Annotated in this window: 21 protein-coding genes; 5 read left to right on the top strand and 16 right to left on the bottom strand. The window is 61.8% G+C overall.

The window, feature by feature from the left end; translation table 11 throughout:
• The first annotated feature begins 5 nt into the window (after window positions 1-5).
• Complete coding sequence (gene glnA, locus AC25BC_RS09585; RefSeq protein ID WP_012757434.1) at window positions 6-1,415, top strand: type I glutamate--ammonia ligase; 1,410 nt, start codon at window positions 6-8, stop codon at window positions 1,413-1,415.
• Between the two features lie 161 nt (window positions 1,416-1,576).
• A complete protein-coding gene (gene hspQ / locus AC25BC_RS09580) occupies window positions 1,577-1,906 on the top strand; it encodes a heat shock protein HspQ (RefSeq protein ID WP_003539613.1) in 330 nt (109 codons plus the stop codon).
• A gap of 114 nt (window positions 1,907-2,020) precedes the next feature.
• Here hspQ and AC25BC_RS09575 read toward each other — a convergent pair whose 3' ends face one another.
• Complete coding sequence (locus AC25BC_RS09575) at window positions 2,021-2,683, bottom strand: invasion associated locus B family protein (protein WP_017994059.1); 663 nt, start codon at window positions 2,681-2,683, stop codon at window positions 2,021-2,023.
• Between the two features lie 285 nt (window positions 2,684-2,968).
• Here AC25BC_RS09575 and AC25BC_RS09570 point away from each other — a divergent pair, with 285 nt between their 5' ends.
• Window positions 2,969-4,774, top strand: coding sequence for an extracellular solute-binding protein (locus AC25BC_RS09570; RefSeq protein WP_012757432.1), 1,806 nt, complete (start codon window positions 2,969-2,971; stop codon window positions 4,772-4,774).
• A 68-nt stretch (window positions 4,775-4,842) separates the two neighbouring features.
• Entirely contained in the window at window positions 4,843-5,514 is a 672-nt protein-coding gene (locus tag AC25BC_RS09565) for a DsbA family oxidoreductase (protein ID WP_128439283.1), read from the top strand.
• A gap of 17 nt (window positions 5,515-5,531) precedes the next feature.
• On the opposite strand, the gene AC25BC_RS09560 is transcribed toward AC25BC_RS09565, so the two are convergent.
• The 3 genes from AC25BC_RS09560 to AC25BC_RS09550 all read right to left on the bottom strand — a co-directional run bounded on the left by AC25BC_RS09560 (window position 5,532) and on the right by AC25BC_RS09550 (window position 9,866).
• Window positions 5,532-5,999: an OsmC family protein gene (locus AC25BC_RS09560; RefSeq protein WP_012757430.1), complete on the bottom strand. Its 468-nt coding sequence runs from the start codon at window positions 5,997-5,999 to the stop codon at window positions 5,532-5,534.
• Between the two features lie 64 nt (window positions 6,000-6,063).
• The gene (gene mfd / locus AC25BC_RS09555) at window positions 6,064-9,564 is read right to left on the bottom strand and encodes a transcription-repair coupling factor (protein ID WP_012757429.1); all 3,501 of its coding nucleotides are present in this window, start codon (window positions 9,562-9,564) and stop codon (window positions 6,064-6,066) included.
• Window positions 9,561-9,866: an FAD assembly factor SdhE gene (locus AC25BC_RS09550; protein ID WP_012757428.1), complete on the bottom strand. Its 306-nt coding sequence runs from the start codon at window positions 9,864-9,866 to the stop codon at window positions 9,561-9,563. Before AC25BC_RS09550 ends, mfd begins: the two co-directional genes overlap by 4 nt.
• Before the next feature lie 91 nt (window positions 9,867-9,957).
• Here AC25BC_RS09550 and recG point away from each other — a divergent pair, with 91 nt between their 5' ends.
• A complete protein-coding gene (gene recG / locus AC25BC_RS09545; RefSeq protein WP_012757427.1) occupies window positions 9,958-12,063 on the top strand; it encodes an ATP-dependent DNA helicase RecG in 2,106 nt (701 codons plus the stop codon).
• 81 nt (window positions 12,064-12,144) lie between these two features.
• Here the strand turns inward: recG and AC25BC_RS09540 are convergent, their stop codons facing one another.
• From AC25BC_RS09540 to AC25BC_RS09485, 12 genes are all read right to left on the bottom strand, one after another.
• A complete protein-coding gene (locus AC25BC_RS09540) occupies window positions 12,145-12,852 on the bottom strand; it encodes a DUF502 domain-containing protein (protein ID WP_012757426.1) in 708 nt (235 codons plus the stop codon).
• A 135-nt stretch (window positions 12,853-12,987) separates the two neighbouring features.
• Window positions 12,988-14,814, bottom strand: coding sequence for a glutamine--fructose-6-phosphate transaminase (isomerizing) (gene glmS, locus AC25BC_RS09535; RefSeq protein ID WP_012757425.1), 1,827 nt, complete (start codon window positions 14,812-14,814; stop codon window positions 12,988-12,990).
• Between the two features lie 109 nt (window positions 14,815-14,923).
• On the bottom strand, window positions 14,924-16,285 hold the full coding sequence (gene glmU / locus AC25BC_RS09530) for a bifunctional UDP-N-acetylglucosamine diphosphorylase/glucosamine-1-phosphate N-acetyltransferase GlmU (RefSeq protein ID WP_012757424.1): 1,362 nt from the start codon (window positions 16,283-16,285) through the stop codon (window positions 14,924-14,926).
• 165 nt (window positions 16,286-16,450) lie between these two features.
• On the bottom strand, window positions 16,451-17,236 hold the full coding sequence (locus AC25BC_RS09525; RefSeq protein ID WP_012757423.1) for a FadR/GntR family transcriptional regulator: 786 nt from the start codon (window positions 17,234-17,236) through the stop codon (window positions 16,451-16,453).
• Between the two features lie 16 nt (window positions 17,237-17,252).
• Window positions 17,253-18,221 (bottom strand): galactofuranose ABC transporter, permease protein YjfF, encoded by a 969-nt coding sequence (yjfF, locus tag AC25BC_RS09520; protein ID WP_128439281.1) that lies wholly within the window; start codon window positions 18,219-18,221, stop codon window positions 17,253-17,255.
• On the bottom strand, window positions 18,218-19,231 hold the full coding sequence (locus AC25BC_RS09515; protein WP_012757421.1) for an ABC transporter permease: 1,014 nt from the start codon (window positions 19,229-19,231) through the stop codon (window positions 18,218-18,220). The genes yjfF and AC25BC_RS09515 overlap by 4 nt, the downstream gene beginning before the upstream one ends.
• Window positions 19,228-20,751, bottom strand: a complete 1,524-nt coding sequence (ytfR, locus tag AC25BC_RS09510) for a galactofuranose ABC transporter, ATP-binding protein YtfR (RefSeq protein WP_012757420.1) — start codon at window positions 20,749-20,751, stop codon at window positions 19,228-19,230. Before ytfR ends, AC25BC_RS09515 begins: the two co-directional genes overlap by 4 nt.
• A gap of 230 nt (window positions 20,752-20,981) precedes the next feature.
• The gene (gene ytfQ / locus AC25BC_RS09505; protein WP_003559333.1) at window positions 20,982-21,944 is read right to left on the bottom strand and encodes a galactofuranose ABC transporter, galactofuranose-binding protein YtfQ; all 963 of its coding nucleotides are present in this window, start codon (window positions 21,942-21,944) and stop codon (window positions 20,982-20,984) included.
• Window positions 21,945-22,088: 144 nt separating this feature from the next.
• The gene (locus tag AC25BC_RS09500) at window positions 22,089-23,165 is read right to left on the bottom strand and encodes a BMP family ABC transporter substrate-binding protein (protein WP_003559331.1); all 1,077 of its coding nucleotides are present in this window, start codon (window positions 23,163-23,165) and stop codon (window positions 22,089-22,091) included.
• A gap of 54 nt (window positions 23,166-23,219) precedes the next feature.
• The gene (locus tag AC25BC_RS09495; protein WP_128439280.1) at window positions 23,220-24,122 is read right to left on the bottom strand and encodes an ABC transporter permease; all 903 of its coding nucleotides are present in this window, start codon (window positions 24,120-24,122) and stop codon (window positions 23,220-23,222) included.
• Window positions 24,119-25,204 carry an ABC transporter permease gene (locus AC25BC_RS09490; protein WP_017994052.1) on the bottom strand — a complete coding sequence of 362 codons (1,086 nt, stop codon included), beginning with the start codon at window positions 25,202-25,204 and terminating at the stop codon, window positions 24,119-24,121. Before AC25BC_RS09490 ends, AC25BC_RS09495 begins: the two co-directional genes overlap by 4 nt.
• Complete coding sequence (locus tag AC25BC_RS09485; protein WP_017994051.1) at window positions 25,194-26,762, bottom strand: ABC transporter ATP-binding protein; 1,569 nt, start codon at window positions 26,760-26,762, stop codon at window positions 25,194-25,196. Before AC25BC_RS09485 ends, AC25BC_RS09490 begins: the two co-directional genes overlap by 11 nt.
• Window positions 26,763-26,774: the final 12 nt, after the last annotated feature.

Below are 26,774 nucleotides of genomic sequence, written 5' to 3'. Positions count from 1 at the left end.
CATTAATGGCGACCGCAAGCGAAATTCTGAAGCAGATCAAGGAGAACGACGTAAAGTTCGTCGATCTGCGTTTCACCGACCCGAAGGGCAAGCTACAGCATGTGACGATGGACGTCGTCTGCGTCGACGAAGACATGTTCGCTGACGGCGTGATGTTCGACGGCTCCTCGATCGGCGGCTGGAAGGCCATCAACGAGTCCGACATGGTGCTGATGCCCGACACCGAAACGGTGCATATGGACCCGTTCTTCGCCCAGTCGACCATGGTCATCGTCTGCGACATCCTCGATCCGGTCTCCGGCGAGGCCTATAACCGCGATCCGCGCGGCACCGCCAAGAAGGCCGAAGCCTATCTCAAGGCATCAGGCATCGGCGATACCATCTTCGTCGGCCCGGAAGCCGAATTCTTCGTCTTCGACGACGTCAAGTACAAGGCCGATCCTTATAACACCGGCTTCAAGCTCGATTCCACCGAATTGCCGTCGAACGACGACACCGACTACGAGACCGGCAACCTCGGCCACCGTCCGCGCGTCAAGGGCGGCTACTTCCCGGTTCCCCCCGTCGACAGCGCCCAGGACATGCGTTCTGAAATGCTGACGGTGCTCTCCGAAATGGGCGTCGTCGTCGAAAAGCATCACCACGAAGTGGCTGCTGCCCAGCACGAACTCGGCATCAAGTTCGATACGCTGGTGCGCAACGCCGACAAGATGCAGATCTACAAATACGTCGTGCACCAGGTGGCCAACGCCTATGGCAAGACAGCGACCTTCATGCCGAAGCCGATCTTCGGCGACAACGGCTCGGGCATGCATGTGCACCAGTCGATCTGGAAGGGCGGCAAGCCGACCTTTGCCGGCGACGAATATGCCGGCCTTTCCGAGAGCTGCCTGTTCTATATCGGCGGCATCATCAAGCACGCCAAGGCGATCAACGCCTTCACCAATCCGTCGACGAATTCCTACAAGCGTCTGGTCCCGGGTTATGAAGCACCGGTACTGCTGGCCTATTCGGCCCGCAACCGCTCGGCTTCCTGCCGCATTCCGTTCGGCACCAACCCGAAGGCAAAGCGCGTCGAAGTCCGCTTCCCGGATCCGACCGCCAACCCCTATCTCGCCTTTGCCGCCATGCTGATGGCCGGCCTCGACGGCATCAAGAACAAGATCCATCCGGGCAAGGCCATGGACAAGGATCTCTACGACCTGCCGCCGAAGGAACTGAAGAAGATCCCGACCGTCTGCGGCAGCTTGCGCGAAGCACTCGAAAGTCTCGACAAGGATCGCAAGTTCCTGACGGCCGGCGGCGTCTTCGACGACGACCAGATCGATGCCTTCATCGAGTTGAAGATGGCTGAGGTGATGCGTTTCGAAATGACGCCGCATCCGGTCGAATACGACATGTACTATTCGGCCTGATCGGGCCCTGAACACAGAAAGTCCCGGCCCGCCGGGGCTTTCGCCTCCCAGGTCACGAACGGCAAATGGCGAGGATATGACGTTCATGTGACGAACGGCGTGCAAAATCTTGATTTGCGCGGCGCCAATCACCAAATTTGGTGATGAAAGGAAGTCGTACCATGAAAGAAAGAGTAGCAAAGTTCAGCATCGGCGAAGTGGTTCGGCACAAGGTTTTTCCGTTTCGCGGCGTCATCTTTGACGTTGATCCGGAGTTCGCGAATACGGAGGAATGGTGGAATTCCATTCCGGCCGAGGTGCGCCCGAGCAGGGACCAGCCCTTCTATCACCTGCTTGCCGAGAATGACGAGAGCGAATATGTCGCTTACGTCTCCGAACAGAACCTGATGAACGACGAAAGCGGCACGCCGCTTCGCAACCCACAGATCTACCAGATCTTCGATCAGGCCCCGTCAGGGCAGTTCAAACCCAAGATGAGCTTCGCCCACTAACTCACTCGTGCCGATCGTTAAATCAAGGCCTCGCTTCTCCCGGCGAGGCCTTTTCATTGCGCAACAAAAAACCCGGCGCGAAGCCGGGTCTCTGTTTCAAAGAAAGCGGCAGGATTACTGCGCCTTGGCTGCCTTCTGGGCATCTTCAAGCTTCTTGCGGGCTTCTTCGGCCTTCTTCTGCATGCTGTCCTGCAGGCTGCGCTGGCTTTCAGCGAGCTTGGATTCGGAAACCGGTTCGCCGTCATAAGCGCCGGTGAAGCCTTCAAGCGAAATCTTGATCGGGTTCGGGGCGCGGCGGAAGTTGATTGAAGTGAAGATCACGTCGCTGCCCTTCTTGAGGCTGGCGATCATCGCGTCGGTCAGCGGAATTTCGGCTGTGCACTTGTCCGGCAGGCAGACGGCGTAGTCGAGCTTCTGGCCCTTGCCGCCGTCGATCTGCATGATGACGCCGGGAGGAACCAGGCGTGCCGTGGGAACCGAGACCTGCAAGAGCTTGCGGTTGATCTTGCCGGAAACCGAGATCAGGCCGACTGCTGTAACAAGCTGGCCGCCATTGGCGAGGATCAGGTTCTGGACAACACAGATGTCGTTGTCTTCCTGCTTGCTGCAGGTCTTGTACCAGCCGAGCTTCGGCGCTCCTGCGGCCTGTGCCGGGGCATCGGCCGGAGCCTGTGCCGCCGCATCCTGTGCGAAGGAGGAGACCGGAGCCGAAGCGCCGAACACCACTGCCAGAACGGACAGTGCTGCCCGCATTTTCTTTTCAGACTTGAACATCATAACGAATTCCGTCTCCTGATATCCGTTCGGAGCAGCGGTTTGCCGCCCCAACCATCGGGTCGTTCGGCACTCCACCTCTTAAAAAAATAAGGCAAATGCATGACCCCTAAACTTCGGGTTCACCTGTTACATCGCAGCGTTCAAGATATCCAGCATTTCTTTGGCAATTTGAGGTGCATTTCGTCGCGATGCCAAAGAAATCGCCGCTCAGTGTTGGAATCGATCGACCCCATGATAATCTCCGCGGTGAATCATGCCCCGTTTTCACGGATCAAGGATTGCCGAATGCTCCGGATTGTCGTCCCTCTCGTCCTCTCGCTGCTGTGCGGCACTGTCGCTGCCGAGCCGCTGCACGGCATCGCGATGCACGGCGAGCCGGCCTTGCCGGCCGACTACAAACACTTCCCTTACGTCAACCCCGACGTGAAAAAGGGCGGCAAGATCACTTACGGCGTCGTCGGCACCTTCGACAGTCTCAACCCGTTCATCCTGAAGAGCATGCGCACGACGGCGCGCGGCATGTGGGATCCGGAATATGGCAATCTCGTCTACGAATCGCTGATGCAGCGCTCCAGGGACGAACCCTTCACGCTTTACGGCCTGCTTGCCGAGACGGTCGAATGGGACGACAACAGGAGCTTCATCCAGTTCAATCTCAATCCGAAGGCGAAATGGGACGACGGCCAGCCGGTGACGCCCGAAGACGTGATGTTCACCTTCGAGTTGATGCGCGACAAAGGCCTCCCGCGCTACGCAACCCCCCTGAAGAAATTCGTCGCCAAGGTGGAAAGGGTCGGCGAGCGTAGCGTGCGCTTGACCTTCACCGACAAAGCTAACCGTGAGACGCCTTTGATCTTCGGCCTTTTCCCGGTGCTGCCCAAACATGCGGTCGATCCCGAAACCTTCGACCGCACAGCGCTGACGCCGCCGGTCGGCTCTGGCCCCTATAAGGTAAAGACGGTGAAGCCCGGCGAGAGCATCACCTATGAGCGCGACCCGAATTACTGGGGCAAGGACATTCCCGCCAAGGTCGGCACGGACAATTACGACCAGATCACCGTCCAGTATTTCCTGCAGGACACGACGCTGTTCGAGGCCTTCAAGAAAGGCGACGTCGACACCTACCCTGACGGCAATCCCGGCCATTGGGCCAATGCCTATGATTTCCCCGCCGTCACCTCGGGGGCTGCAATCAAGGATGCGTTCACGCCTAAACTGCCGAGCGGCATGCTCGGCTTCGTGTTCAACACGCGCCGGCCGATCTTTGCCGATCTCAAGGTGCGCGAGGGCCTGTCGCTGGTGTTCGATTTTGAATGGGCGAACAAGAACCTCTATTCCGGAGCCTACAAGCGTACGCAGAGCTTCTGGCAGAATTCCGAGCTGTCGAGCTTTGGCGTTCCGGCCGATGCGAGGGAACTTGCCCAGCTTGGGCCGATCAAGGACAAGATCGCGCCAGAGATTCTCGACGGCACCTACAAGCTGCCCGTCACCGACGGCTCCGGCCGCGACCGCAATGTACTGAAACAGGCCGTCGCGCTGTTGAAGCAGGGCGGCTATACGATCCAAGGCGGCAAGATGCTTGACGCCTCCGGCCGCCAGCTCGCCTTCGAGATCATGACGCAGAATGCCGACCAGGAGAAACTCGCCGTCGCCTACCAGCGTTCGCTGCAGACGATCGGCATCGCCGCCGCGATCCGTACGGTCGACGATTCGCAGTATCAGAGCCGGACGAACAGCTTCGATTACGACATGATCCTCAAGTCCTACACGTCTTCGCTCTCGCCTGGAACCGAACAGCTCGGCCGCTGGTCTTCGGCTGTGCGCACGCAGGAGGGGACGGACAGCTTTGCAGGCGCCAACGATCCCGATCTCGACACGCTGATCGACCATCTGCTCGGGGCGCGCTCCGCCGAGGATTTCACCGCGGCGGTGCGCTCCTACGACCGGCTGCTGCTTTCCGGCCATTACGTGCTGCCGCTCTATCATATGGACCAACAATGGGTGGCGCGCAGCAAGCGCATCGGCCATCCCGACACGGTGCCGCTCTACGGCTACCAGCTGCCGGTATGGTGGGACGTGAGCGCGCAATAGGAAGCAACCGAACCGCTGCCGGCCGAAATGTCGCCGTGCGGAGATGCATGAGAATAAGGAAGATTATTATGGAGCGTATCACCATCGACGTCGTCTCGGATGTCGTCTGCCCCTGGTGCTATCTCGGCAAGGCGCGCCTGGAGCTCGCCATCGCCGAAGTTCAGGACCAAATCGGCGTCGACATCAACTGGCGGCCGTACCAGCTCAATCCCGACTACCCAAAGGAAGGCGTCGACCAGAAGAAGGCGCTGGCGGAAAAGCTCGGCGGCGAGGAGCGTGTGGCCCAGGCGCACAAGATGCTCACCGATTACGGCCGCGAGGTCGGCGTCTCCTTCAATTTCGAGGCGATCAAGATCGGCCCGAACACGCTCGACGCACATCGGTTGGTCCACTGGGCGATGATCGAAGGCCGCGAGAAGCAGGACAAGGTCGTTGCCGCGCTGTTCAAGGCGAATTTCGAGGAAGGCCACAATGTCGGCGACCATGCGGTGCTGCTCGATATCGCCGAAAAATCAGGCCTAGACCGCTCGGTCATCGCCTCGCTGCTTGCCTCCGATGCCGACCGCGATCTGATCGTCGCCGAAATCAAGGCGGCCCAGGAGATGGGCGTCAACGGCGTGCCCTTCTTCATCTTCGACCAGCAATATGCCGTCAGCGGCGCACAGACGCCCGACGTGTTGACGAACGCGCTGCGCGACATCGCCAAGGCGAAGGCCGAGGCGCGATCAGGCATGAACTAACGCTGCCGGCTCCAGGTTCAGCCCAGAACCGGAACGCAGCGCACATCGGTCTTCACCGAATTTGCAATGAAGCATTCGCCGTGAGCGCGATCGTGTAGAGCTTCCAGCTCGCTCAGCGAGGGCTGCTTTTCGCCGCTGAAGACGACATGCGGACGGAGGGTCACGACGGTCATGGCAAGGCGGCCTTCGGCATTCTTCTCCATGATGCCCTCGGCGGCATCGGTGTAGCTGTCGACGCAAAAGCGCTGTTTGGCGGCGATCGACAGGAACCAGAGCATGTGGCAGCTGGAGAGCGAGGCGACGAAAGCTTCCTCCGGATCGACGGCATCTTCGGCGGAATAGGGCAGCGGAACGACATGCGAGGAGGAAGATGCCCTCACCTCGGTGCCGCCGTCGAAGGTCCAGCGGTGGACGCGGCTGTAGCGGTTGTCGGTGAAGGTCTCGCCGCTCCGCTGCCAGGCGATCGTTGCGCCGTATTTCGCCATCCTTGTCTCCTTTTTCCACACAATTCCGGATGCAAAACCGAGGTACAGTTTTGCTGGAATTGCTCTATTTCGCAAATTCAGCCAGCTGCGTCATGATGACGGCAGCGCCCTGCAGGCGTTTTTCCGGCGTCGGCAGGTCGCGGGTCAGGAACAGGCTGTGGTCGGGGCGGATCTTCGCCATCGTGCCCTGCTTGCCGATATAACCGACGAGGTTTGCCGGGTTGGGGAATTCCTTGTTGCGGAACTGCACGACGACGCCCTTCGGGCCGGCATCGAGCTTTTCGACATTGGCGGTGCGGCAGAGCGACTTGATGTAGACGATCTTCAGCAGGTGCTGGACTTCGATCGGCATCGGGCCGAAGCGGTCGATCATCTCGGCGCCGAAGCCGTCGATCTCCTTGAGTTCGGTGATTTCGCCGAGACGGCGGTAGAGCGCCATGCGCAGGTGCAGATCAGGCACGTAGCCTTCCGGGATCATCACCGTCGTGCCGACGGAGATCTGCGGTGACCAGCCGGTATCGTGGATCTCGTCGACACCCTTGACCTCGGCGACCGCCTCTTCCAGCATCTGCTGGTAAAGCTCGAAGCCGACCTCCTTGATATGGCCGGACTGCTCCTCGCCGAGCAGATTGCCGGCGCCGCGGATATCGAGATCGTGGCTTGCCAACTGGAAGCCGGCACCGAGCGTATCCAGCGACTGCAGCACCTTGAGGCGGCGTTCGGCGGTGGCCGTCAGCACCTTATTAACAGGCAGGGTGAAGAGCGCAAAAGCGCGCACCTTCGAGCGGCCGACGCGGCCGCGCAGCTGATAGAGCTGGGCAAGGCCGAACATGTCGGCGCGGTGGACGATCAGCGTATTGGCGGTGGGTACGTCGAGGCCGGATTCGACGATGGTGGTCGACAACAGCACGTCGTAACGGCCTTCGTAGAAAGCGTTCATGATGTCTTCGAGTTCGCCGGCCGGCATCTGGCCATGGGCGACGGCGACCTTCAGCTCCGGCAAATCCGACTGCAGGAAGGCATGCACGTCCTCGAGATCGGCAAGCCTTGGGCAGACATAGAAGCTTTGGCCGCCGCGATAATGCTCGCGCATCAGCGTCTCGCGGATGACCAGGCTGTCAAAAGGCGAAATGAAGGTGCGCACCGCCATGCGGTCGACCGGCGGGGTGGTGATCAGCGACAATTCGCGCACACCGGTCATGGCGAGCTGCAGGGTGCGCGGGATCGGCGTTGCCGACAGCGTCAGCACGTGCACGTCGCTTTTCAGCTCCTTCAGCCTCTCCTTGTGCTTGACGCCGAAATGCTGTTCCTCGTCGATGACGAGCAGACCGAGATTGGCGAATTTGATGCCGGCGCCGAGCAGCGCATGGGTGCCGACGACGATATCGGTCTTGCCTTCCGCCACTTCCTTCTTGGTCAGCGCCAGTTCCTTGGCGCCGACGAGGCGCGAGGCCTGCTGGATGCGCACCGGCAGACCACGGAAACGGTCGGAGAAGGTCTTGAAATGCTGGCGGGAAAGCAGTGTCGTCGGCACGACGACGGCGACCTGGGCGCCGTTCATCGCCGCGACGAAGGCAGCGCGCAGCGCCACTTCGGTCTTGCCGAAGCCGACGTCGCCACAGACGAGGCGATCCATCGGCCGGCCGGCACCGAGATCGGAGCGCACGGCTTCGATGGCGTTTTCCTGGTCCTCGGTCTCGTCATAGGGGAAGCGGGCAGCGAATTCGTCGTAAAGGCCTTCCGGCGTCGTCAGCATCGGCGCGTGGCGCGTCAGGCGCTCGGCGGCGATGCGGATCAGCGCATCGGCCATGTCGAGCAGGCGCTTCTTGAGCTTGGCCTTGCGCATCTGCCAGGCGCCGCCACCGAGCTTGTCGAGCTGGGCTTCGGTGCCCTCGCCGCCGTAGCGCGAGAGAAGATCGATGTTTTCGACCGGCAGGAAGAGCTTGGCCTCGTCGGCATATTGCAGTTCGAGGCAGGCATGCGGCGCGCCTGCGGCCTCGATGGTCCTCAGCCCGATGAAGCGGCCGATGCCGTGTTCGGCGTGGACGACGATCGAGCCCTCGTCGAGGCCCGCGACCTCCGAAATGAAATCGGCGGCGCGCTTGCGGCGCTTGGAGCGGCGCACCATACGGTCGCCGAGGATATCCTGCTCGCCGATGACGACGAGATCGCCGGCCTCGAAGCCGGCTTCGAGGCTGAGCACGGCAGCGGCCGCCTCGCCTCTCGCCAGCGAGCCGACATCCTTCAGCGCCTCGATCGGCTTGACCTTTTCGAGGCCGTGCTCGTTCAGCACCTGCAGCAGGCGTTCCAGCGAGCCTTCGGTCCAGGCGGTGACGAGCACTTTCGCGCCGGCGGCGCGGCGGTCGGCGATATGCTTGACGACGACGTCGAAGATGTTGATGCGTTCGGCATCGCCGCCGCCTTCGGCGTTCGAGCGGGCCCAGCGCTGGCCCTGGCGGGCGTCGACATTGACGACCCGCCGCGCCTCGCCCTCATGCTCGTTGAAGGGGCTGATGCGGATCGCGCCGAGCGCATCGAGGGTTTTGACGAAAAGCTTGCTGTCGAGATAGAGCTGGCCCGGCGTCACCGGCTTGTAAGGCGTGCCCTGCGTCATCCCCTTGGACGGCTGGCCGGAGTTCAGGCGGGCGTCGTAATAATCGAAAACGAGCTTGGAGCGCTCTTCGGCTGCTTCACGCACCGTATGGTCGATGACGATCCGGAAGCCGCTCAAATAATCGAAGACGGTATCGAGCTTCTCGTAGAAGAGCGGCAGCCAGTGCTCCATGCCGGGGTAACGGCGGCCTTCGGAGACGGCAAGATAGAGCGCGTCGTCGCGTGTGGTCGCGCCGAAAGCGGAGAGGTAATTCTTGCGGAAACGGCTGATCGTATCGGGCGTCAGCGTCACCTCGCTCATCGGATTGAGATCGAGGGCACGCACCTGCCCGATCGTGCGCTGGCTGGCCGGATCGAAGGAGCGGATGCTCTCCAGCGTATCGCCGAAGAAATCGAGGCGGACCGGCTCTTCGGAACCCGGCACGAAGACATCGAGAATGCCGCCGCGCACCGCATATTCGCCGACTTCGCGAACGGTGGCGACCCGCTCGAAGCCATTGCGCTCCAGGCGGCCGGCGAGATCGTCCATGCGCAGCTGGTTGCCGGGACGGGCCGAAAAGCTCAGGCTTTCGATGACATCCTGCGGCGCCACCTTCTGCAGCATGGCATTGGCGGTGACGAGCACGATTGCCGCATGCGGCTTCTTGCGATGGGCGATGAGGCCACCGAGCGCAGCCAGCCGGCGGGCCGAGGTGTCGGCGCTCGGCGAGACGCGGTCATAGGGCAGACAGTCCCAGGCCGGCAGGGTGAGAACCGGAATGTCGGGGGCGACGAAGCTCAGCATTTGCTCCAGATCGGCCATGCGGTGGCCGTCGGACATGACATAGGCGACCGGCTCTCCCGTTCGGGCGAGCTCGGCGAGCAGCAGCGTTTCAAGACCTGCCGGCACATTGCCGATCGTCAGCGGCTCGGCAATGGCCGCAAGCTTCTTCGCATCGAAACCAGGGATCATTCCGGCGTCCTGAGGGGCTTGTCAAAATCGGGCTTATAGGCGGCAATGCGGGCAAACATCGGTGTCTGGAAACGCTCAGGCACCGGCCATGTTCCCATGATCCAGCGGACGAGATCATTGTCCTCTTCCGCCATGATCGTCTCGAACTCGTCGAGTTCGGCTTCCGACAGTCTGGCAACCTCGGCTTCGGCGAACTGGCCGAAGACCAGATCCATTTCGCGGATGCCGCGATGCCAGCAGCGGAAAAGGATCCGGCGGCGGCGCGGGTCGAGACCGGCACTGGTGAGCGTGACACCTGTCATGGCATACCTTCCTGTTGATGCGCCTCTATAGACCCTGGAAAGCGGCTTGTCAGCCTTGCCAAGGCCGCATTGTTTATCGCATTTTGGCCGCATGCGCCCCGCCATTCTCGATCCTCTGTTTTCCCCTATTTCGGGCCTTCCGGGCGTCGGCCCGAAGATCGCCGACCTGCTGGTCAAGCTGCTCGGGCGCGAGTCGCTGGAGGATTGCCGGGTCATAGACCTGCTCTTCCACGCGCCCTTCTCGCTGATCGACCGGCGCAACCAGCCAGGCATCGCCCGCGCGCCGCAGGGCGCAATCGTGACGATCACGGCGCGCGTCGACCGCCACCAGGTGCCGCCGGGCGGCAAAAGCAATATCCCCTACCGCGTCTTCCTGCATGACGAGACGGGCGAACTGACGCTGGTGTTCTTCCGCGGACAGGCGGCATGGCTGGAGAAGCAGCTGCCTGTTGACGCGGAGGTGACGGTCAGCGGCAAGATCGACTGGTTCAACGGCCGCGCCTCGATGGTGCATCCCGATTATATCGTCAGGGCCGACGAGACGGAGAGCCTGCCGCTGGTCGAGCCGATCTATCCGCTGACGGCGGGGCTCTCGCCGAAGACGCTGCGCAAGATCATCGACGCCGGCCTGCCGCGGTTTCCCGAGCTGCCGGAATGGGATGATCTGGCACTGACGCAGCGAGAGGGCCTGCCATCGATCCGCGACAGTTTCCACATGCTGCACGAGCCGCACGACCCTGGGGATATCGACCCGCAGGCCCCTGCCCGGCGGCGGCTTGCCTATGACGAATTCCTCGCCGGCCAGCTGTCGCTGAGCCTGGTGCGGCAGAGGCTGCGCAAGGTGGCGGGCCAGCCGGTCACTGCGACCGGCGCCATCAGCAGCAAGATCCTGAAGGCGTTGCCCTTCTCGCTGACATCAAGCCAGAACGAGGCGATCGCCGAGGTTTTGAAGGATATGGCCGGCAACGAGCGCATGCTGCGGCTGCTGCAGGGCGATGTCGGTTCCGGCAAGACGCTGGTGGCGCTGATGGCGATGGCGGCGGTGATCGAGAGCGGCGGCCAGGCCGTGCTGATGGCGCCGACGGAAATCCTGGCGCGGCAGCACCACGCAACGATATCGAAATTCGCCGCCTCTGCCGGGCTCGGCATCGAGGTGCTGACCGGGCGCACCAAGGGACGCGAACGGGAAGAAATCCTGGAGCGAATCGCCTCGGGTGCCGCCCAGATCGTCATCGGCACGCATGCGCTGTTTCAGGACAGCGTCGCCTACGCCAATCTGATGCTTGCCGTCGTCGACGAGCAGCACCGTTTCGGCGTGCATCAGCGGCTGCGGCTGACCGCCAAGGGCCTCTCGCCGCATATGCTGGTCATGACGGCGACGCCGATCCCGCGCACGCTGGTGCTCGCCGCCTTCGGCGATATGGACGTCTCCAAGCTCACCGAAAAACCGGCCGGCCGCAAGCCGATCCAGACGATCACCGTGCCGATGGAACGGACCGGCGAAATCGTCGGCCGGCTGCAAAGCGCGATCACTGAGGGCAAGAAGGCCTACTGGATCTGCCCGCTGGTGGAGGAGTCCGAGGAGCTCGACCTGATGTCGGCCGAAGAGCGGCATGCGACGCTGGTCTCAGCACTTGGTCCGGGCATCGGCCTCATCCACGGTCGCATGAGCGGGCCGGAGAAGGACGCGGCGATGATGGCGTTCAAGAACGGCGAGACCCGGCTGCTCGTCGCCACCACCGTCGTCGAGGTCGGTGTCGACGTGCCGGATGCGACGATCATGGTGATCGAACATGCCGAACGCTTCGGCCTGGCGCAATTGCATCAGCTGCGCGGCCGCGTCGGGCGCGGAGACGAGGCCTCGACATGCATCCTGCTCTACAAGGGACCACTCGGCGAGACCGGCCATGCCAGGCTTTCGATCATGCGGGAGACGGAGGACGGTTTTCGCATTGCCGAGGAGGATCTGAAGCTGCGCGGCGAAGGCGAATTGCTCGGCACACGGCAATCCGGCACGCCGGGATTCCGCATCGCCAGCCTCGAAGCACATGCCGACCTGCTGGAGATCGCCCGCAAGGATGCCGCTTACCTCATCGAGCGGGATCCGGAGCTGACCACCGAAAGGGGAGCGGCGATCCGCACCCTGCTCTATCTCTTCCGCCGCGACGAGGCGATCCGTTTTCTTAGAGCTGGATAAAGCGCGCTGCGGCGCGCTTTAAGTCATTGTTCTATGCATGTCGTTACCCCAAAACCGCTGAACACTCTTGGGCGACATGCATCATTCAGCCTTGGAAACCGCGACCGGCTTCGGCCGCGGCAAATGCTTCTGCTTCGGATCAGCCGGCTTGTGTTCTGGCGCCACGAGCCCGCCTGAAATCAGGAACTTGGCGGCGTCTTCCGGCGACATATCGAGCATGACGATCTTCTCGCGCGGTACGAAGATGAGGAAGCCGGCTGTCGGCACCGGCGTCGGCGGCAGGAAGACGGCGACCATGTCCTGGCCCATGGCATTGAACTTCGAAGCGATTTCGCCCTTGGCGTCGGTGGCGATGAAGATCAGTGCCCAGAGGCCGGGACCCGGATATTCGATGAGGCCGACCTTCTTGAAGGAGTTCGCTTGTTCCTTCAGCACGGTTTCGAAAATCTGTTTCACGCTTCTGTAGATCGTGCGCACCAGCGGCATGCGCTGAACGATCGATTCGCCGAAACGGACGATGCTCTGGCCGATGAGGTTCTTGCCGAGAAAGCCGACGACGGTGATCAGCACGATGGCGATCAGCAGACCGAAGCCGGGAATGGCGAAATTGAGATAGCTTTCCGGATTCCAGCGCGCCGGAATATAGGGCCGGACCCAGCTGTCCGACCAGTGGATGAAAGTCCAGGTCAGCCAGATGGTGATCGCGATCGGCGCGCAGATGATCAGCCCTGCGAGAAAATTATTCCTCAGCCGCGTCGCGACCGGCATTCTGGGGGTGTTGTCGGTCATCGTTTCCTGATGATCTCCATCTCAGTCGTGGACAGGCCGGTACGCCGGCCCTTCCCCCTTGTCCGCAGACCAAAATTGCCAGAATTCGGGGCGTCGCACAATATGTTTCGGCGCGACGGTCGCGGCGTTACAGGCTTATTCCACGGTCACGGATTTCGCCAGGTTGCGCGGCTGGTCGACATCGGTGCCCATGAAAACGGCGGTGTGATAGGCGAGCAGCTGAATCGGTAGCGAGAAGATCATCGGCGCGATGATTTCATCGACCACAGGCAGGGTGATCGTCGCCATGGTCGGCAGTTTCGAGGCCGCCGCGCCTGCCTCGTCGGTGATGAAAACGATGCGGCCGCCGCGGGCTGCGACCTCCTGCATGTTTGAGACGGTCTTTTCGAAGAAACGGTCGTATGGGGCGATGACGATAACAGGCATGTTCTCGTCGATCAGCGCGATCGGTCCGTGCTTCAATTCGCCGGCGGCGTAACCTTCGGCGTGGATATAGGAAATTTCCTTGAGCTTCAGCGCGCCTTCCATGGCGAGCGGGAAGCTGGTGCCGCGGCCGAGATAGAGCACGTCCTTGCACTTCGACAGCTCGCGCGACAGGCTTTCCATCTGCGGCTGGATAAGGTTCAGCACCCGGCTCATGATGCGCGGCATTTCGGCGAGATGGCGCACCAGCGCCCTCTCCTCGTCAGCACTCACCGTGCCGCGCGCTTTGCCGGCGCCAATCGCCAGCGCTGCCAGCACGGCAAGCTGGCAGGTGAAAGCCTTGGTCGAGGCGACGCCGATTTCGGGGCCGGCCATGATCGGGAAGACGGCGTCGGATTCGCGCGCGATCGTCGATTCGCGAACATTGACGACGGCGCCGATCTTCAACCCGTTGTCGCGGCAATAACGCAAGCATGCCAGCGTATCGGCGGTCTCGCCGGACTGGGAGATGAAGAGTGCTGCCTGCGACGGCGACAGCGGCATTTCGCGGTAGCGGAATTCCGAGGCAACGTCGATCTCGACCGGCAGGCGGGCATAACGCTCGAACCAGTATTTGCCGACGAGGCCGGCGAGATAGGCGGTGCCGCAGGCCGAGATCGCAAGTCCGGTCGCCGCCTTGAAGTCGATCGCGGCGGCATTGGCGCCGATGGTGTTCTCGGCGAAATCGACATAGTGGCTGAGCGCGTGAGAGATCACCTCCGGCTGCTCGTAGATTTCCTTTTCCATGAAATGGCGGTGGTTGCCCTTGTCGACGACATAGGCGGTCGCCTGCGAGATCTGGCGGGCGCGTTTGACCGGCTTGCCGGCGAAATCGAGCACCGCGACGCCGTCGCGGGTGAGGACGGCGAAATCGCCGTCGACGAGATAGGTGATCTCGTTAGTGAAGGGCGAAAGCGCGATCGCGTCCGAGCCGAGGAACATCTCGCCGCGGCCGTAGCCGACGGCAAGCGGCGGTCCGGAACGGGCGGCCATGATCGTGCCGGGATCGGCTTTGAGCATGATGGCCAGCGCATAGGCGCCGGTTACCCGGTTCAGCATCTTCAGCATGGCGGCGCGCGGCTCCAGGCCCTCGCGCAGGTATTTCGCCATCAGATGGGCAACGACTTCGGTGTCGGTCTGGGTTTCGAAGACCGACCCCTCCTCGGTCAGTTCGTCGCGAAGCTCGGAAAAATTCTCGATGATGCCGTTATGGACGACGGCGACGCCTTCGACGAAATGCGGATGGGCATTGGTCTCGTTCGGAACGCCGTGGGTCGCCCAGCGTGTGTGGGCGATGCCGACGGTGCCGGGCAGCGGTTCGCTGTCGAGGCGCTTTTCCAGATTGAACAGCTTGCCCTCGGCGCGGCGGCGATCCATCACGCCGTCATGAATGGTGGCGACGCCGGCGGAATCGTAACCGCGATATTCGAGACGCTTCAGCGCATCGACCAGGCGCCCGGCAACAGGCGCAGTTCCGACGATCCCCACAATGCCGCACATATAGTATCCCCATAAAGGCTTCGATGACGAGGCCAGTCCTAACAATTCCTGCTTATTTCTCAATCACCTCGGCGGTCACTTTCAATTTCCGCCGGTTACGCAAGGCCGGTCAGGCTTTCGCCTTCTTCGCCGCCTTGATGGCGAGCGCACGCTCACGCAGCAGCGTCGCGCGGCCGGGCTTGATCTCCTGCCGGGCGCGGCCGAGCGCCAGCGCGTCGGCCGGCACATTGACGGTAATGACGCTGCCGGAGGCGATATAGGCGCCGTCGCCGATCGTCACCGGCGCGACCAGCGAGGAATTGGAACCGATGAAGGCGTTTTCGCCGATCACCGTCTCGCTCTTGTTGACGCCGTCATAGTTGCAGGTGATCGTGCCGGCGCCGATATTGCTGCCGGCGCCGATGACGGCATCACCGATATAGGTGAGGTGGTTGACCTTGGCGCCCTCGCCGAGCCGGCCGTTCTTGACCTCGCAGAAATTGCCGACCTTCGAACCGGTACCGAGATCCGCACCTGGCCGCAGCCGCGCAAAGGGTCCGACGGTCGCGCCCTGGCTGACATGCGCGCCTTCGATATGCGAGAAGGCATGGATGACGGCGCCGCTGTCGATAACAGCACCAGGGCCGAAGACGACGTTCGGCTCGATCAGCGCATCCTGGCCGATGACGGTATCATAGGCGAGAAAGACCGTTTCCGGTGCGATCATGGTGACGCCTGAAAGCATCATCTGGTGGCGGCGGCGCTCCTGCCAGAAACGCTCGATGACGGCGAGTTCGGCACGGGTGTTACAGCCAGTCATCTCGATCTCAGGAGCATCGACCGCAGTGACGCGTCCGCCGAGCGCACGGGCGATCTCGACGAGATCGGTCAGATAGAATTCACCCTTGGCATTGGCATTGCCGATGCGCGAGAGAAGATCGAGCGCCTTTCTGCCGTTGATCGCCATCAGCCCGCTATTGCACCAGGTGACGGTGCGCTCGGCATCGGTCGCATCCTTTTCCTCGCGGATGGCGATGAGTTCGCCGTCCTTGACGAGCAGGCGGCCGTAGCCGGTCGGGCGGTCGGTGTGGAAGCCGATGACGACGACATCGCTGCCATCGGCGAGGCCCTGGCGGGCCGCCTTCAGCGGTCCCTCGGTCTGCAGCGGCACATCGCCATAGGTGACGAGGATATCGTCATAACCCTTGGCGATCGCTTCGCGCGCCGCCAGCACCGCGTGCCCGGTGCCGAGGCGCTCCTTCTGCAGATAGGATTCGATGTCGACACCGGCGATGCTTGCCGCCTTTGCCACGTCCTCGGCATCACGGCCGACCACAAGGGCGACGGACGAAATGCCGGCAGAGGCGACCGCCTCGACCACATGGGCGATCATCGGGCGACCGGCGACCGGATGCAGCACCTTCGATTTCGAGGATTTCATCCGCGTGCTGTCACCGGCGGCAAGGATGACGGCAAGACAAGTGCGTTCCATGATTTGCTCCGCGAATCCGCGCCGTGAGGCGGCTTTATCGCCTCATACTGCATAATTCCCTAAATCGGTATCGATTTAAGGATAAAATTATCCAGCAGCTCAAAGTGCTGCAGCGTCCTTTACGGCTCTCGAAAAGACGCGCGGCGCTGTCGATAGGCAAAGCCTTCACAAAGGTAAAATTGCGGCCGAAATCGATCCTATGACGGCCTCGGAACCGCGGGCCGCAAAGGCTTCGTGCACATGAATACGGCCGTCCAGGATGACGTCCTCCATCGCGCGGCGCGCGGCGGCATTATCGCCGGATACGATCGCATCGACGATGCGCATATGGGTGTCGGCGATATTGGCGAAGCCGTTTTCGGTTGGCGGCGTGCTCATCCGGAACATGCCGACGAGAGCCGCTTCGATGAGGCTGCCCAGTGTCCGCATGAAGGGATTGTGCGAGGCTTCGGCGATCGCCAGATGAAAATGAAGGTCGGCGAGTGCCAGGCTGTCGGCCGTATGACCCGCCGCTGCCATCTCGAGCGCCAGCTCGCGCAGCGTCTCGATCTCCTCGGCATTCGCCCGTTCAGCGACGAGACCGGCGGCGAAGGGTTCGAAGGCGAGACGAATATCGTAGAGCTGCAGCAGGAATTCTTCCGTCACGCCGTTGTCGAAGTGCCAGGCGATAATCTCGCTGTCGAACATGTTCCAGAGATTCTTCTCGGTCACACGCGTGCCGACCCGGGCCTTGGCGACGACCATGCCTTTGGCGGCAAGCGTCTTCATCGTCTCGCGCAACACGGTGCGGGACACTTTGAAACGCTGCGCCAGTTCCGTATCGCCAGGCAGGATCGAGCCAACGGGATAGGTGCCGGCGACGATCGCCTTGCCGAGCTCGTCGACGACCTGAGCGTGGCTCGTCCGGGTTCTGCGCCCCGTCTTGCGTGTCTCGTCCAATTTGTAGCGCAAGCGATCCGTCTCCCCCTCAGGCGTACCTCTTGTTCAGACTGGAAATGAACAGGATGGCTTTCTGCATCAGGATGAATGCAAACAGCAGAAGACCAATCAGAATCTTGGTCCACCAGCTCGACAGCGTACCATCGAAGGTGATGTAGGTCTGAATGAGCCCCTGGATCAGTATCCCGATCAAGGTTCCCGCCACGAATCCCGCTCCTCCGGTCAGCAGCGTCCCCCCAATGACCACCGCCGCGATGGCATCGAGTTCGACGCCGACTCCTGCAAGAGAATATCCGGCAGAGGTGTACAGCGAAAAAACGATCCCGGATAGGCCCGCCAGAAAGCCCGACAGCGCATAGATCTGGATTGTCGTGCGGCCGACCGGCACGCCCATCAGCCGCGCCGTCTGCGGACCGCCGCCGAGTGCATAGACATTGGTGCCGAAGCGGGTGCGCTGGGCGATGAAGATGCCGACGGCAAAGACCAGAAGCATGATGCCGCCGATCAGCGTCAGCCGCCCGCCGCCGGGCAGACGATAGTAGAGGCTCGTCAGCGTCGAATAATATTCATGATCGATCGGGATGCTGTCGATCGAGAGTACGAAGGCCATGCCGCGTGCCAGGAACATGCCGGCAAGCGTGACGATGAAGGCCGGCATTTCGAGATAATGGATGATCGCGCCCATGATACCACCAAAGACAGTGGTGATGACGAGCACGATCGCGAAAGCGAGCAGCGGATGGATCGAGGTGTTCTGCAGGATCACCGCGAGGAAGACGCCGGTAAAGGCGATGACCGAGCCGATCGACAGATCGATGCCGCCCGAAATGATGACGAAAGTCATGCCAACGGCGGCAATGCCGAGAAAGGCGTTGTCGGTCAAAAGATTGCCGATGACGCGCGTCGACAGAATGTTCGGATATTGCAGCGCGCAGCCGGCATAGGCGAGCACGAAGATGACGATGGTCGCAAGCAGCGGCAGGTATTTGGAGTTCATTTCGGCTGCTCCCTACCGCCCTGCCGGCGGCTGGCGAAGATGGCGAGCGATTGGACCGCCGGCGACTGGATGACGAGGATGACGATAATGATGACGGCCTTGATGATCAGGTTGAATTCAGGTGGAAAGCCGGCGGACAGGATGCCGGTATTCACCGCCTGGATGATCATCGCGCCGATCAGCGACCCGAGAATGCTGAAGCGGCCGCCGAGCAGCGAATTGCCGCCGACGACAACGGCGAGGATGGCGTCGAGTTCCAACCATAGGCCGGCATTGTTGGCATCGGCGCCCTTGATGTCGGCTGCGACTATGATGCCCGCGATCGAGGCGCAGAGCCCGCTCAGCATATAGACCGCCATCAGCAGCACCGGCGTTTGAATGCCGGAGAGCGTGCTGGCGCGGCGATTGATGCCGACGGCCTCGATCAGCATGCCGAGCGCCGTGCGGCGGACGAGCAGGATCACGAGCAGGCCGACGAGAAGCCAGATGACGACAGGCATCGGCAGGAGCAGCAGCGAACCGCTGCCGAAGAAGGTGAGCCCGTCATTGTTGAAGGTCAGGATGGCGCCTTCGGTGATCAGCTGGGCGATGCCGCGGCCGGCGACCATCAGCACTAGCGTCGCGATGATCGGCTGGATATTGAGGACCGCCACCAGGAAACCGTTCCAGACGCCGCAGGCAAGCCCGATCGCAAGCGTCAGGATAATGGTGTAGGCAACTGAATTTCCGGAGACAATCGACGATGCGGCGACGGCGCCGCAGATGGCGATGACTGCACCGACGGACAGGTCGATGCCCTTGGTGGCGATGACCAGCGTCATGCCGATCGCCAGCAGCGCCACCGGCGCGCCGCGGTTCAGCACGTCGATCAGGCTGCCATAGAGGCGGTCATTCTGAACCACGACATTAAAAAACTGCGGCGACGTTATGAAATTCAACAGAAGAATGACAACGAGCGCAATCAATTGCGGCGCCAAGCGATATGCCAGCGCTTTCAGCGAGGACCTCATGCATCCTCCATCTTGTGTTCGGCGGCGGCGATGGCTTCGACGATGCCGGCAGCGGTGATACGCTCGCCTGTCAGTTCGGCGATATGCTGTCTGTCGCGAAGTACGATGACACGTGAACTATAGGCGACAAGCTCTTCAAGTTCCGAGGAAATCACGATGAGCGACATGCCACCGGCGCAGAGCTCTTCGATGAGCCGGATGATCTCGGCATGGGCACCGACATCAATGCCGCGGGTCGGCTCGTCGAGGATCAGAAACTTCGGATTGGTCGCCAGCCAGCGGGCGAGGATCGCCTTTTGCTGATTGCCGCCTGACAGTAGCCGGATCGGCTTCTCGCGATCGGTGGTGCGGATATCGAGCGCCTTGATGTAGCGGTCGGCAAGCGTGTTCTGTTCGGCGCGCGACAGCGGCCGCGTCCAGCCGCGGCGGGCCTGGAGCGCAAGTGCGATGTTCTCCCTGATCGACAGGTCGCCGATGATGCCATCGGTCTTGCGGTCCTCGGGGCAGAAGCCGAAACCCTTTGCGATCGCGGCGCGCGGGCTCGAAATCGTCACCGGCTGGCCGTCGATCGTGGCGCTGCCGCTGTCGGCATGCTCGATGCCGAAAAGCAGTTCGGCAGTTTCGGTGCGGCCGGAACCGAGCAGCCCGGCGACGCCGACCACCTCTCCGGCGCGCACTTCAAGATCGAATGGTTTGACCTTGCCGCGTTTGCCGTAGCCTGCAAAATGATATCGGACGTCGCCGGCCGCAAGGCTGCGTTCCCTGACGGTCTCTTCTACATGCGCCAGTTCGCGGCCGAGCATCATGGCGATCAGGCCCTGGCGCGGCAGATCGGCGGCGTCGCGGGTACCGACGAGCTTGCCGTTGCGCAGCACGGTGATACGGTCGCTGATCGCATAGACCTGCTCGAGAAAATGGGTGATGAAGACAATGCCCAGGCCGCGCTTCTTCAGGTCTTCGATGATGCGGAAGAGCAGCGCCACCTCCTGATTGTCGAGACTTGCGGTGGGCTCGTCGAGGATCAGCACCTTGCCGGAGAGATCGACGGCACGGGCGATGGCTACCACCTGCTGGACAGCGACGGAAAAACGGCCAAGCTCGGCGGTGACGTCGATATCGACGCCGTAGCCGGCGAGCAGGTCGCGCGCCTTGCGGTTCATCGAACGCACGTCGGTCATGCCGAAGCGCCTTGGCTGGCGTCCGAGAAAGAGGTTTTCGGCGACGCTCAGATTGGAAAGGAGATTGACCTCCTGATAGACCGTGCCGATACCGAGCTTCTGGGCGGCGAGCGTATTGGCCGGATTGATTTCCTGGCCTTCCAGCATCAGGCTGCCCTCGTCACGATGATAGGCGCCGGTGATGCACTTGATCAGCGTCGACTTGCCGGCGCCGTTCTCGCCCAGCAATGCGTGCACCTCGCCTCTGCGGAGCGTGAAATCGACCTTATCCAGCGCCACTGCGCCGGGAAAGAATTTCGATATTCCGGAGGCCGCGAGAACGTTCTCGAAATCGTGAATCATAAGGGTCTGTTTTCCTGATATTGACGGCAAAAGCCGCGCCGCGGCCGGACATGACGTCCCAAGGCGGCAAAGGCAGTTCCGCACCGGTCCATGACGGGCCGGTGCGGTTCTACAGCGCCGCCTGGTCTCTTCGAGAGGCATAGAGGACGCTGTAGCGCTTTGAATTGCTGCATGATTTATCCCGAAATCGAATTCCGATTTAAGGAATTATGCAGCAGTGTCACATCAGATCAGTAGCCCTGACCCTTTTTCTCTTCATAGACCTTCATCGGCTCGTCGGCAGGCGTGTAGAGCTTGGACTCGGTCTGGATCCACTTGGCCGGAGCCTTCTTGTCCTTCAGATAGGCTTCCAGCGCATCGAAGGCCGGACCTGCCATATTCGGCGTCAGCTCGACTGTGGCGTTGGCCTCGCCTTCGGACATCGCCTTGAAGATATCCGGTACGGCGTCGATGGAGACGACGAGGATATCCTTGCCAGGCTTCAGACCGGCTTCCTTGATCGCCTGGATGGCGCCGACGGCCATGTCGTCGTTATGGGCGTAGAGAGCGCAGATATCCTTGCCGCCATTCTCGGCCTTCAGGAAGCTTTCCATGACTTCCTTGCCCTTGGTGCGGGTGAAGTCACCGGTCTGGCTGCGAACGATCTTGAGGTTGTCGTGGCCGGCAAGGGCCTCTTCGAAGCCCTTCTTGCGGGCGATGGCCGGCGACGAACCGGTGGTGCCCTGAAGTTCAACCACATTGCACTTCTTGTCGCCGACGGTCTTGACCAGGAAGTCGCCTGCGACCTTGCCTTCATGGACCAGGTCTGACGTAACAGCCGTCAGATAGAGATCGTCCGGAGCCTTGATGGTACGGTCGAGAAGGATGACCGGAATCTTGGCTTCCTTGGCTTCCTTGAGAACGTCGTCCCAGCCGGTTTCAACGACCGGAGCAATGAGAATGGCATCGACGCCCTGAGCAATGAAGGAGCGCAAAGCCTTGATCTGGTTTTCCTGCTTCTGCTGCGCATCGGCAAACTTCAGATCGATGCCGCGCTTCTTGGCCTGCTCCTTGGTCACTGTCGTTTCAGCCGCACGCCAGCCCGATTCCGAGCCGATCTGCGAGAAGCCGACGGTGAGGCCGGCGGCCGAAGCCGAACCGAACATGCAGGCAGCCAGAATCGTGGCACTCAAAAGTGCAGTCTTCAATTTCATGATTTCCTCCCAATGCCGCATCTCGCGGCGCAGGGTCAAAAAATCATATAGTATTACTTTTGTAAATCGGAATCTTGGGATGCGTTGCAGCAAAAAAAGAGCGCCTACAAGGGCGCTCTTCGCATCTGCGAGATGGCTACGGGACTATTTACCCGGCAGCTTATCGTCGACGCCTTCGACATAGAAGTTCATGCCGAGCAGCGTGCCGTCATCGGCCTTCTCGCCAGCCTTCAGCCAGGGCGTTCCGTCCTGCTTGTTGATCGGGCCGGTGAAGGGATGCAGTTCGCCTGACTTGATCTTGGCTTCGGTTTCCTCGGCCATCTTCTTCACGTCGTCGGGCATGTTGGTATAGGGCGCCATCTTCAGGATGCCGTCCTTCAGGCCGTCCCAGCTCTGCTCGGACTTCCAGGTGCCGTCCAGAAGAGCGTGAACGCGCTTGGAGTAGTAGGTCCCCCAAGTGTCAACGATTGCCGTCAGCTGAGCCTTCGGGCCTGCTGCGATCATGTCGGAGGCCTGGCCGAAGGCGTGGATGCCGCGTTCTTCGGCGACCTGCATCGGCGCAGTCGTGTCGGTGTGCTGCGTCAAGACGTCGACGCCCTGGTCGACCATCGCCTTGGCGGCATCGGCTTCCTTGCCGGGGTCGAACCAGGTGTTGACCCAGATGACCTTCAGCTTGAAGCTCGGATCGACCGACTTGGCGCCCTGTTCGAACGAGTTGATGCCCATCACGACTTCGGGAATCGGGAAGGAGGCGATGTAGGCCGCGCCGTGATTCTTCGAGGTCTTGGCGGCGATCTGGCCGAGGATGTAGCGGCCTTCATAGAAGCGCGAATTGTAGGTCGCAAGGTTCGGGCCGGCCTTGTAGCCGGTGCCATGCTCGAACTTCACGTCCGGGAACTTGGCGGCGACCTTGACGGTCGCGTCCATGAAGCCGAAGGACGTCGTGAAGATCAGCTTGCAGCCGGAACGGGCAAGGCGCTCGATGGCGCGCTCGGCATCCGGGCCTTCCGGCACGTTTTCGAGATAAGGCGTGTCGATCTTGTCGCCGAACTCGGCCTGGATCTGCTGGCGGCCGAGGTCGTGGGCCTGTGAATAACCGCCGTCGGTATGCGAACCGACATAGACGAAGCAGACCTTCGTCTTGTCCGCGGCTTGCGCGGCGGAAGAGATGCCGATCACGGCGGCAGCCGAGGCGGCAAGTGTGAATGCTAACTTCTTCATGGGGACCCCTGTTGGTTTGAAGTTATTGCGTAAACCCGTCTTTGTATTGTTGCTTTATCGCTCCGGCACGAAGGCTTTTCCGAGCGACGCGGGCGTGTTGATCAACGTCGTGCGCCGATTATGGGAAATGATGATGAGAACCACAATAGTCGCGGCATAGGGCAGCATCGAGAGAAACTGCGAGGGAATGCCGAGACCGAAGGCCTGCGCGTGAAGCTGCAGGATGGTGACCGCGCCGAAGACCCGCCACGGCCGCCAAGAGGCAAAGACCACCAGCGCCAGCGTGATCCAGCCGCGGCCGGCCGACATGTTCTCGGCCCATTGTGGCGTGTAGACGAGCGAAAGCTGCGCGCCGGCAAGACCGGCGCAGGCACCGCCGAACATCACCGCCAGATACCGCGTGCGGATGACGTGAATACCGAGTGCGTGGGCCGAACCGTGATTGTCGCCGATCGCCCTGAGCTTCAGCCCGATCCGGCTGCGGAACAGGAACCAGCTGACGCCGACGACGAGCGCGATCGACAGGTAGAAGATTAGGTCCTGGCTGAAGAGAGCGTGGCCAACGACCGGAATATCCGACAGGGCGGGAATGACGATCTCTCCTAGCCGAATGCCGGGCACGCTGACATAGGCTTCGCCAAGCATGCCTGAGGCGCCGAGGCCGAGAAGGGTGAGCGCCAGTCCAGTTGCCACCTGGTTCGCCACCAGCGTCAGTGTCAGGAAGGCAAACAACAGAGAGAAAAGCGCGCCTGCCGCAATGCCGCAGACAATGCCGACATAGGGCGAACCCGACATCTGCGCGCCGGCAAAGGCGGCGACTGCACCCATGATCATCATGCCTTCGACGCCGAGATTGAGAACGCCGGAGCGCTCGGTCACCAGTTCGCCGAGTGCGGCGATGACGAGCGGCGTCGAGGCGGTGATGACAGTCAGAAGAATGGCTTCGAAGATGCTCATGCCGCCCTGCCCCTTAACCGCGACCAGACAATGCGGATTTTGTAATAGATCAGCGTATCGCAGGAGAGCACGAAGAAGAGCAGTAAGCCCTGGAAGACGCGGGTGACCTTGTCGGAAACGCCGAGCGAAAGCTGGGCTGCCTCGCCGCCGAGATAGGTCAGCGCCAGCACCAGGCCGGATGCAATGATGCCGAGTGGATTGAGGCGGCCAAGGAAGGCGACGATGATGGCGGTGAAGCCGTAGCCCGGCGAAATCGCCGGCTGCAGGTGGCCGATCGAGCCGGAAACCTCGCTGATGCCAGCAAGGCCGGCAAGAGCGCCCGAGAAGAGAAAGCTGAACCAGATCATCTTCTTCGACGAGAAACCGGCAAAACGCCCTGCCCGTTCCGATTGGCCGAGCACGACGATCTCGAAGCCTTTCAGCGTATAACGCAGCATGAACCAGGCACCGACCGCCGCAATGATGGCGAAGATGAAGGCCCAATGGGCGCGGCCCGACTCTTCCCAGATCGCCGGCAGCACCGCCTCCGGCGCGAAATCGCGCGAGACTGGAAAGTTGAAGCCCTTCGGATCCCGCCAGGCGCCGCGAATCAGCCAGTCAAGGAAGAGCTGGGCGATATAGACCAGCATCAGTGACGTCAGGATCTCATTGGTGTTGAAATGCGCCTTCAGCAGCGCCGGAATGGCGGCGAAAAGCGCACCACCGAACGCACCAAGGATCAGCATCAGCGGCAGCACGAGCGGCGAATGCCAGTCGTAAAAGACGATCGGCAGATAGGAGCCGGTGATGGCGCCGATGGTGAACTGGCCTTCCGCGCCGATATTCCAGTTGTTCGAGCGATAACAGACGGCCAGGCCGACGGCGATCAGGATAAGCGGGGCGGCCTTGATCGCCAGCTCGTGCAACGACCAGACCTCGAGCAGCGGCTCGATGAAGAAGGCGTCGAGTGCCTCGACCGGGTCCTTGCCGAGCATGGCAAACATGATGGCGCCGAATACCAGCGTCAAGACAAGGGCAAGCAGTGGCGAGACGAAGGCGAAGAGCTTCGAGACGTCGGGCCGTTTTTCAAGTTCAATGCGCATGGGGCGCCTCCGGGGGAGAGCTGCTCTCGTGCAGTCCGCCCATCAGCAGTCCGATCCTTTCCCGCGTCAGTTCGCCGGCCGGGAACGGGCGGGAAAGACGGCCTTCGCAGATGACGGCAATATCGGTCGCCACTTCGAAGATCTCGTCGAGATCCTGGCTGATGACGACGACGGCCGAACCAGCTCTTGCGAGATCGACAAGCGCCTGGCGGATGCGGCTTGCAGCCCCGGCATCGACGCCCCAGGTCGGCTGGTTGACGACGAGGACTGCCGGCTGGCGGTCGAGCTCGCGGCCGACGATGAACTTCTGCAGATTCCCCCCGGACAGGGAGCCGGCGGCCGGATCATCGCCGCTCTTGCGGACATCCATCGCTTCGGAAATGCGCCTTGCGGCGGATTTCACCGCAGCGTGGCGAATGATACCGAGCAGGCCCAGAAAAGCCTTGCGGTCCGACTGGCTGCGGGCAAGGACGAGATTATCCGACAGTTTCATGGCAGAGACGGCGGCATGGCCATGGCGCTCCTCCGGCACGAAGCCCGCGCCGAGAAGACGGCGGGCGGTAATGCCCTGGTTGCCGACCGGCTTCTTGCGGATGACAATCGCCTCGGCCGAGGCGACCGGATATTCGCCGGACAATGCGTCGAAGAGCTCGCTTTGGCCGTTGCCCGCGACACCTGCTATGGCGAGGATTTCGCCGGAGCGCACCGCCATCGACACATCACGCAGCGGCATGGCGAAGGGGGTGCGCGCGGCGACGCAAAGGTTGGCGACCGCAAGCTGCACCTCGCCCTTGTCGCTGCGCTCCGGATGCGTCACGGTCGCCACTTCGCTGCCGACCATCATGCGGGCGAGCGAGGCTGGCGTTTCGTGTTTGGGATCGCATGCGCCGGTCACGCGGCCATGGCGCAGGACTGTGGCGCGATCGCAGATGCGCTGCACTTCCTCCAGGCGGTGGCTGATATAAAGAACCGAGCGCCCCTCGGCACGCAGTTTGAACAGCGTCTCGAACAGCTTGTCGGCTTCCTGCGGCGTCAGCACCGAGGTCGGTTCGTCGAGGATGATGAGCTTCGGGTTCTGCAGCAGCGCACGGACGATCTCGATGCGCTGGCGCTCGCCGACCGAGAGGTCGGCGACATGGGCATGCGGATCGAGCGGCAGGCCGTAGGCGTTGGACAGCACCCTCGCCTCCTCGGCGATTTTGTCGATCGGGATGGCGTCATCGAGCGACAGCGCGATGTTTTCGGCAACCGTCAGCGCCTCGAACAGCGAAAAATGCTGGAAGACCATGCCGATGCCGAGCTTGCGGGCTTCACCGGGCGACGCGATCGCGACCGGCTGGCCCTGCCAGAGGATATGCCCGCCCGTCGGCTCGAGAACGCCGAACAGCATCTTCACCAGGGTGGATTTGCCTGCACCATTTTCGCCGAGAAGCGCATGAATTTCGCCCGGCGCGATATCGAGATCGATTTCATTGCAGGCTGCAAAGCCACCGAAGAACTTCGTCAGCTTCTGGACCGATAATAACGCGCCGGAATCCGGCACATTCAATGGCGACACGTTCCCCTCATT

Source organism: Rhizobium sp. WSM409 (assembly GCF_057653825.1).
Note: the sequence above shows the minus strand (reverse complement) of the source record. Positions and strands in the feature narration are given on the sequence as shown.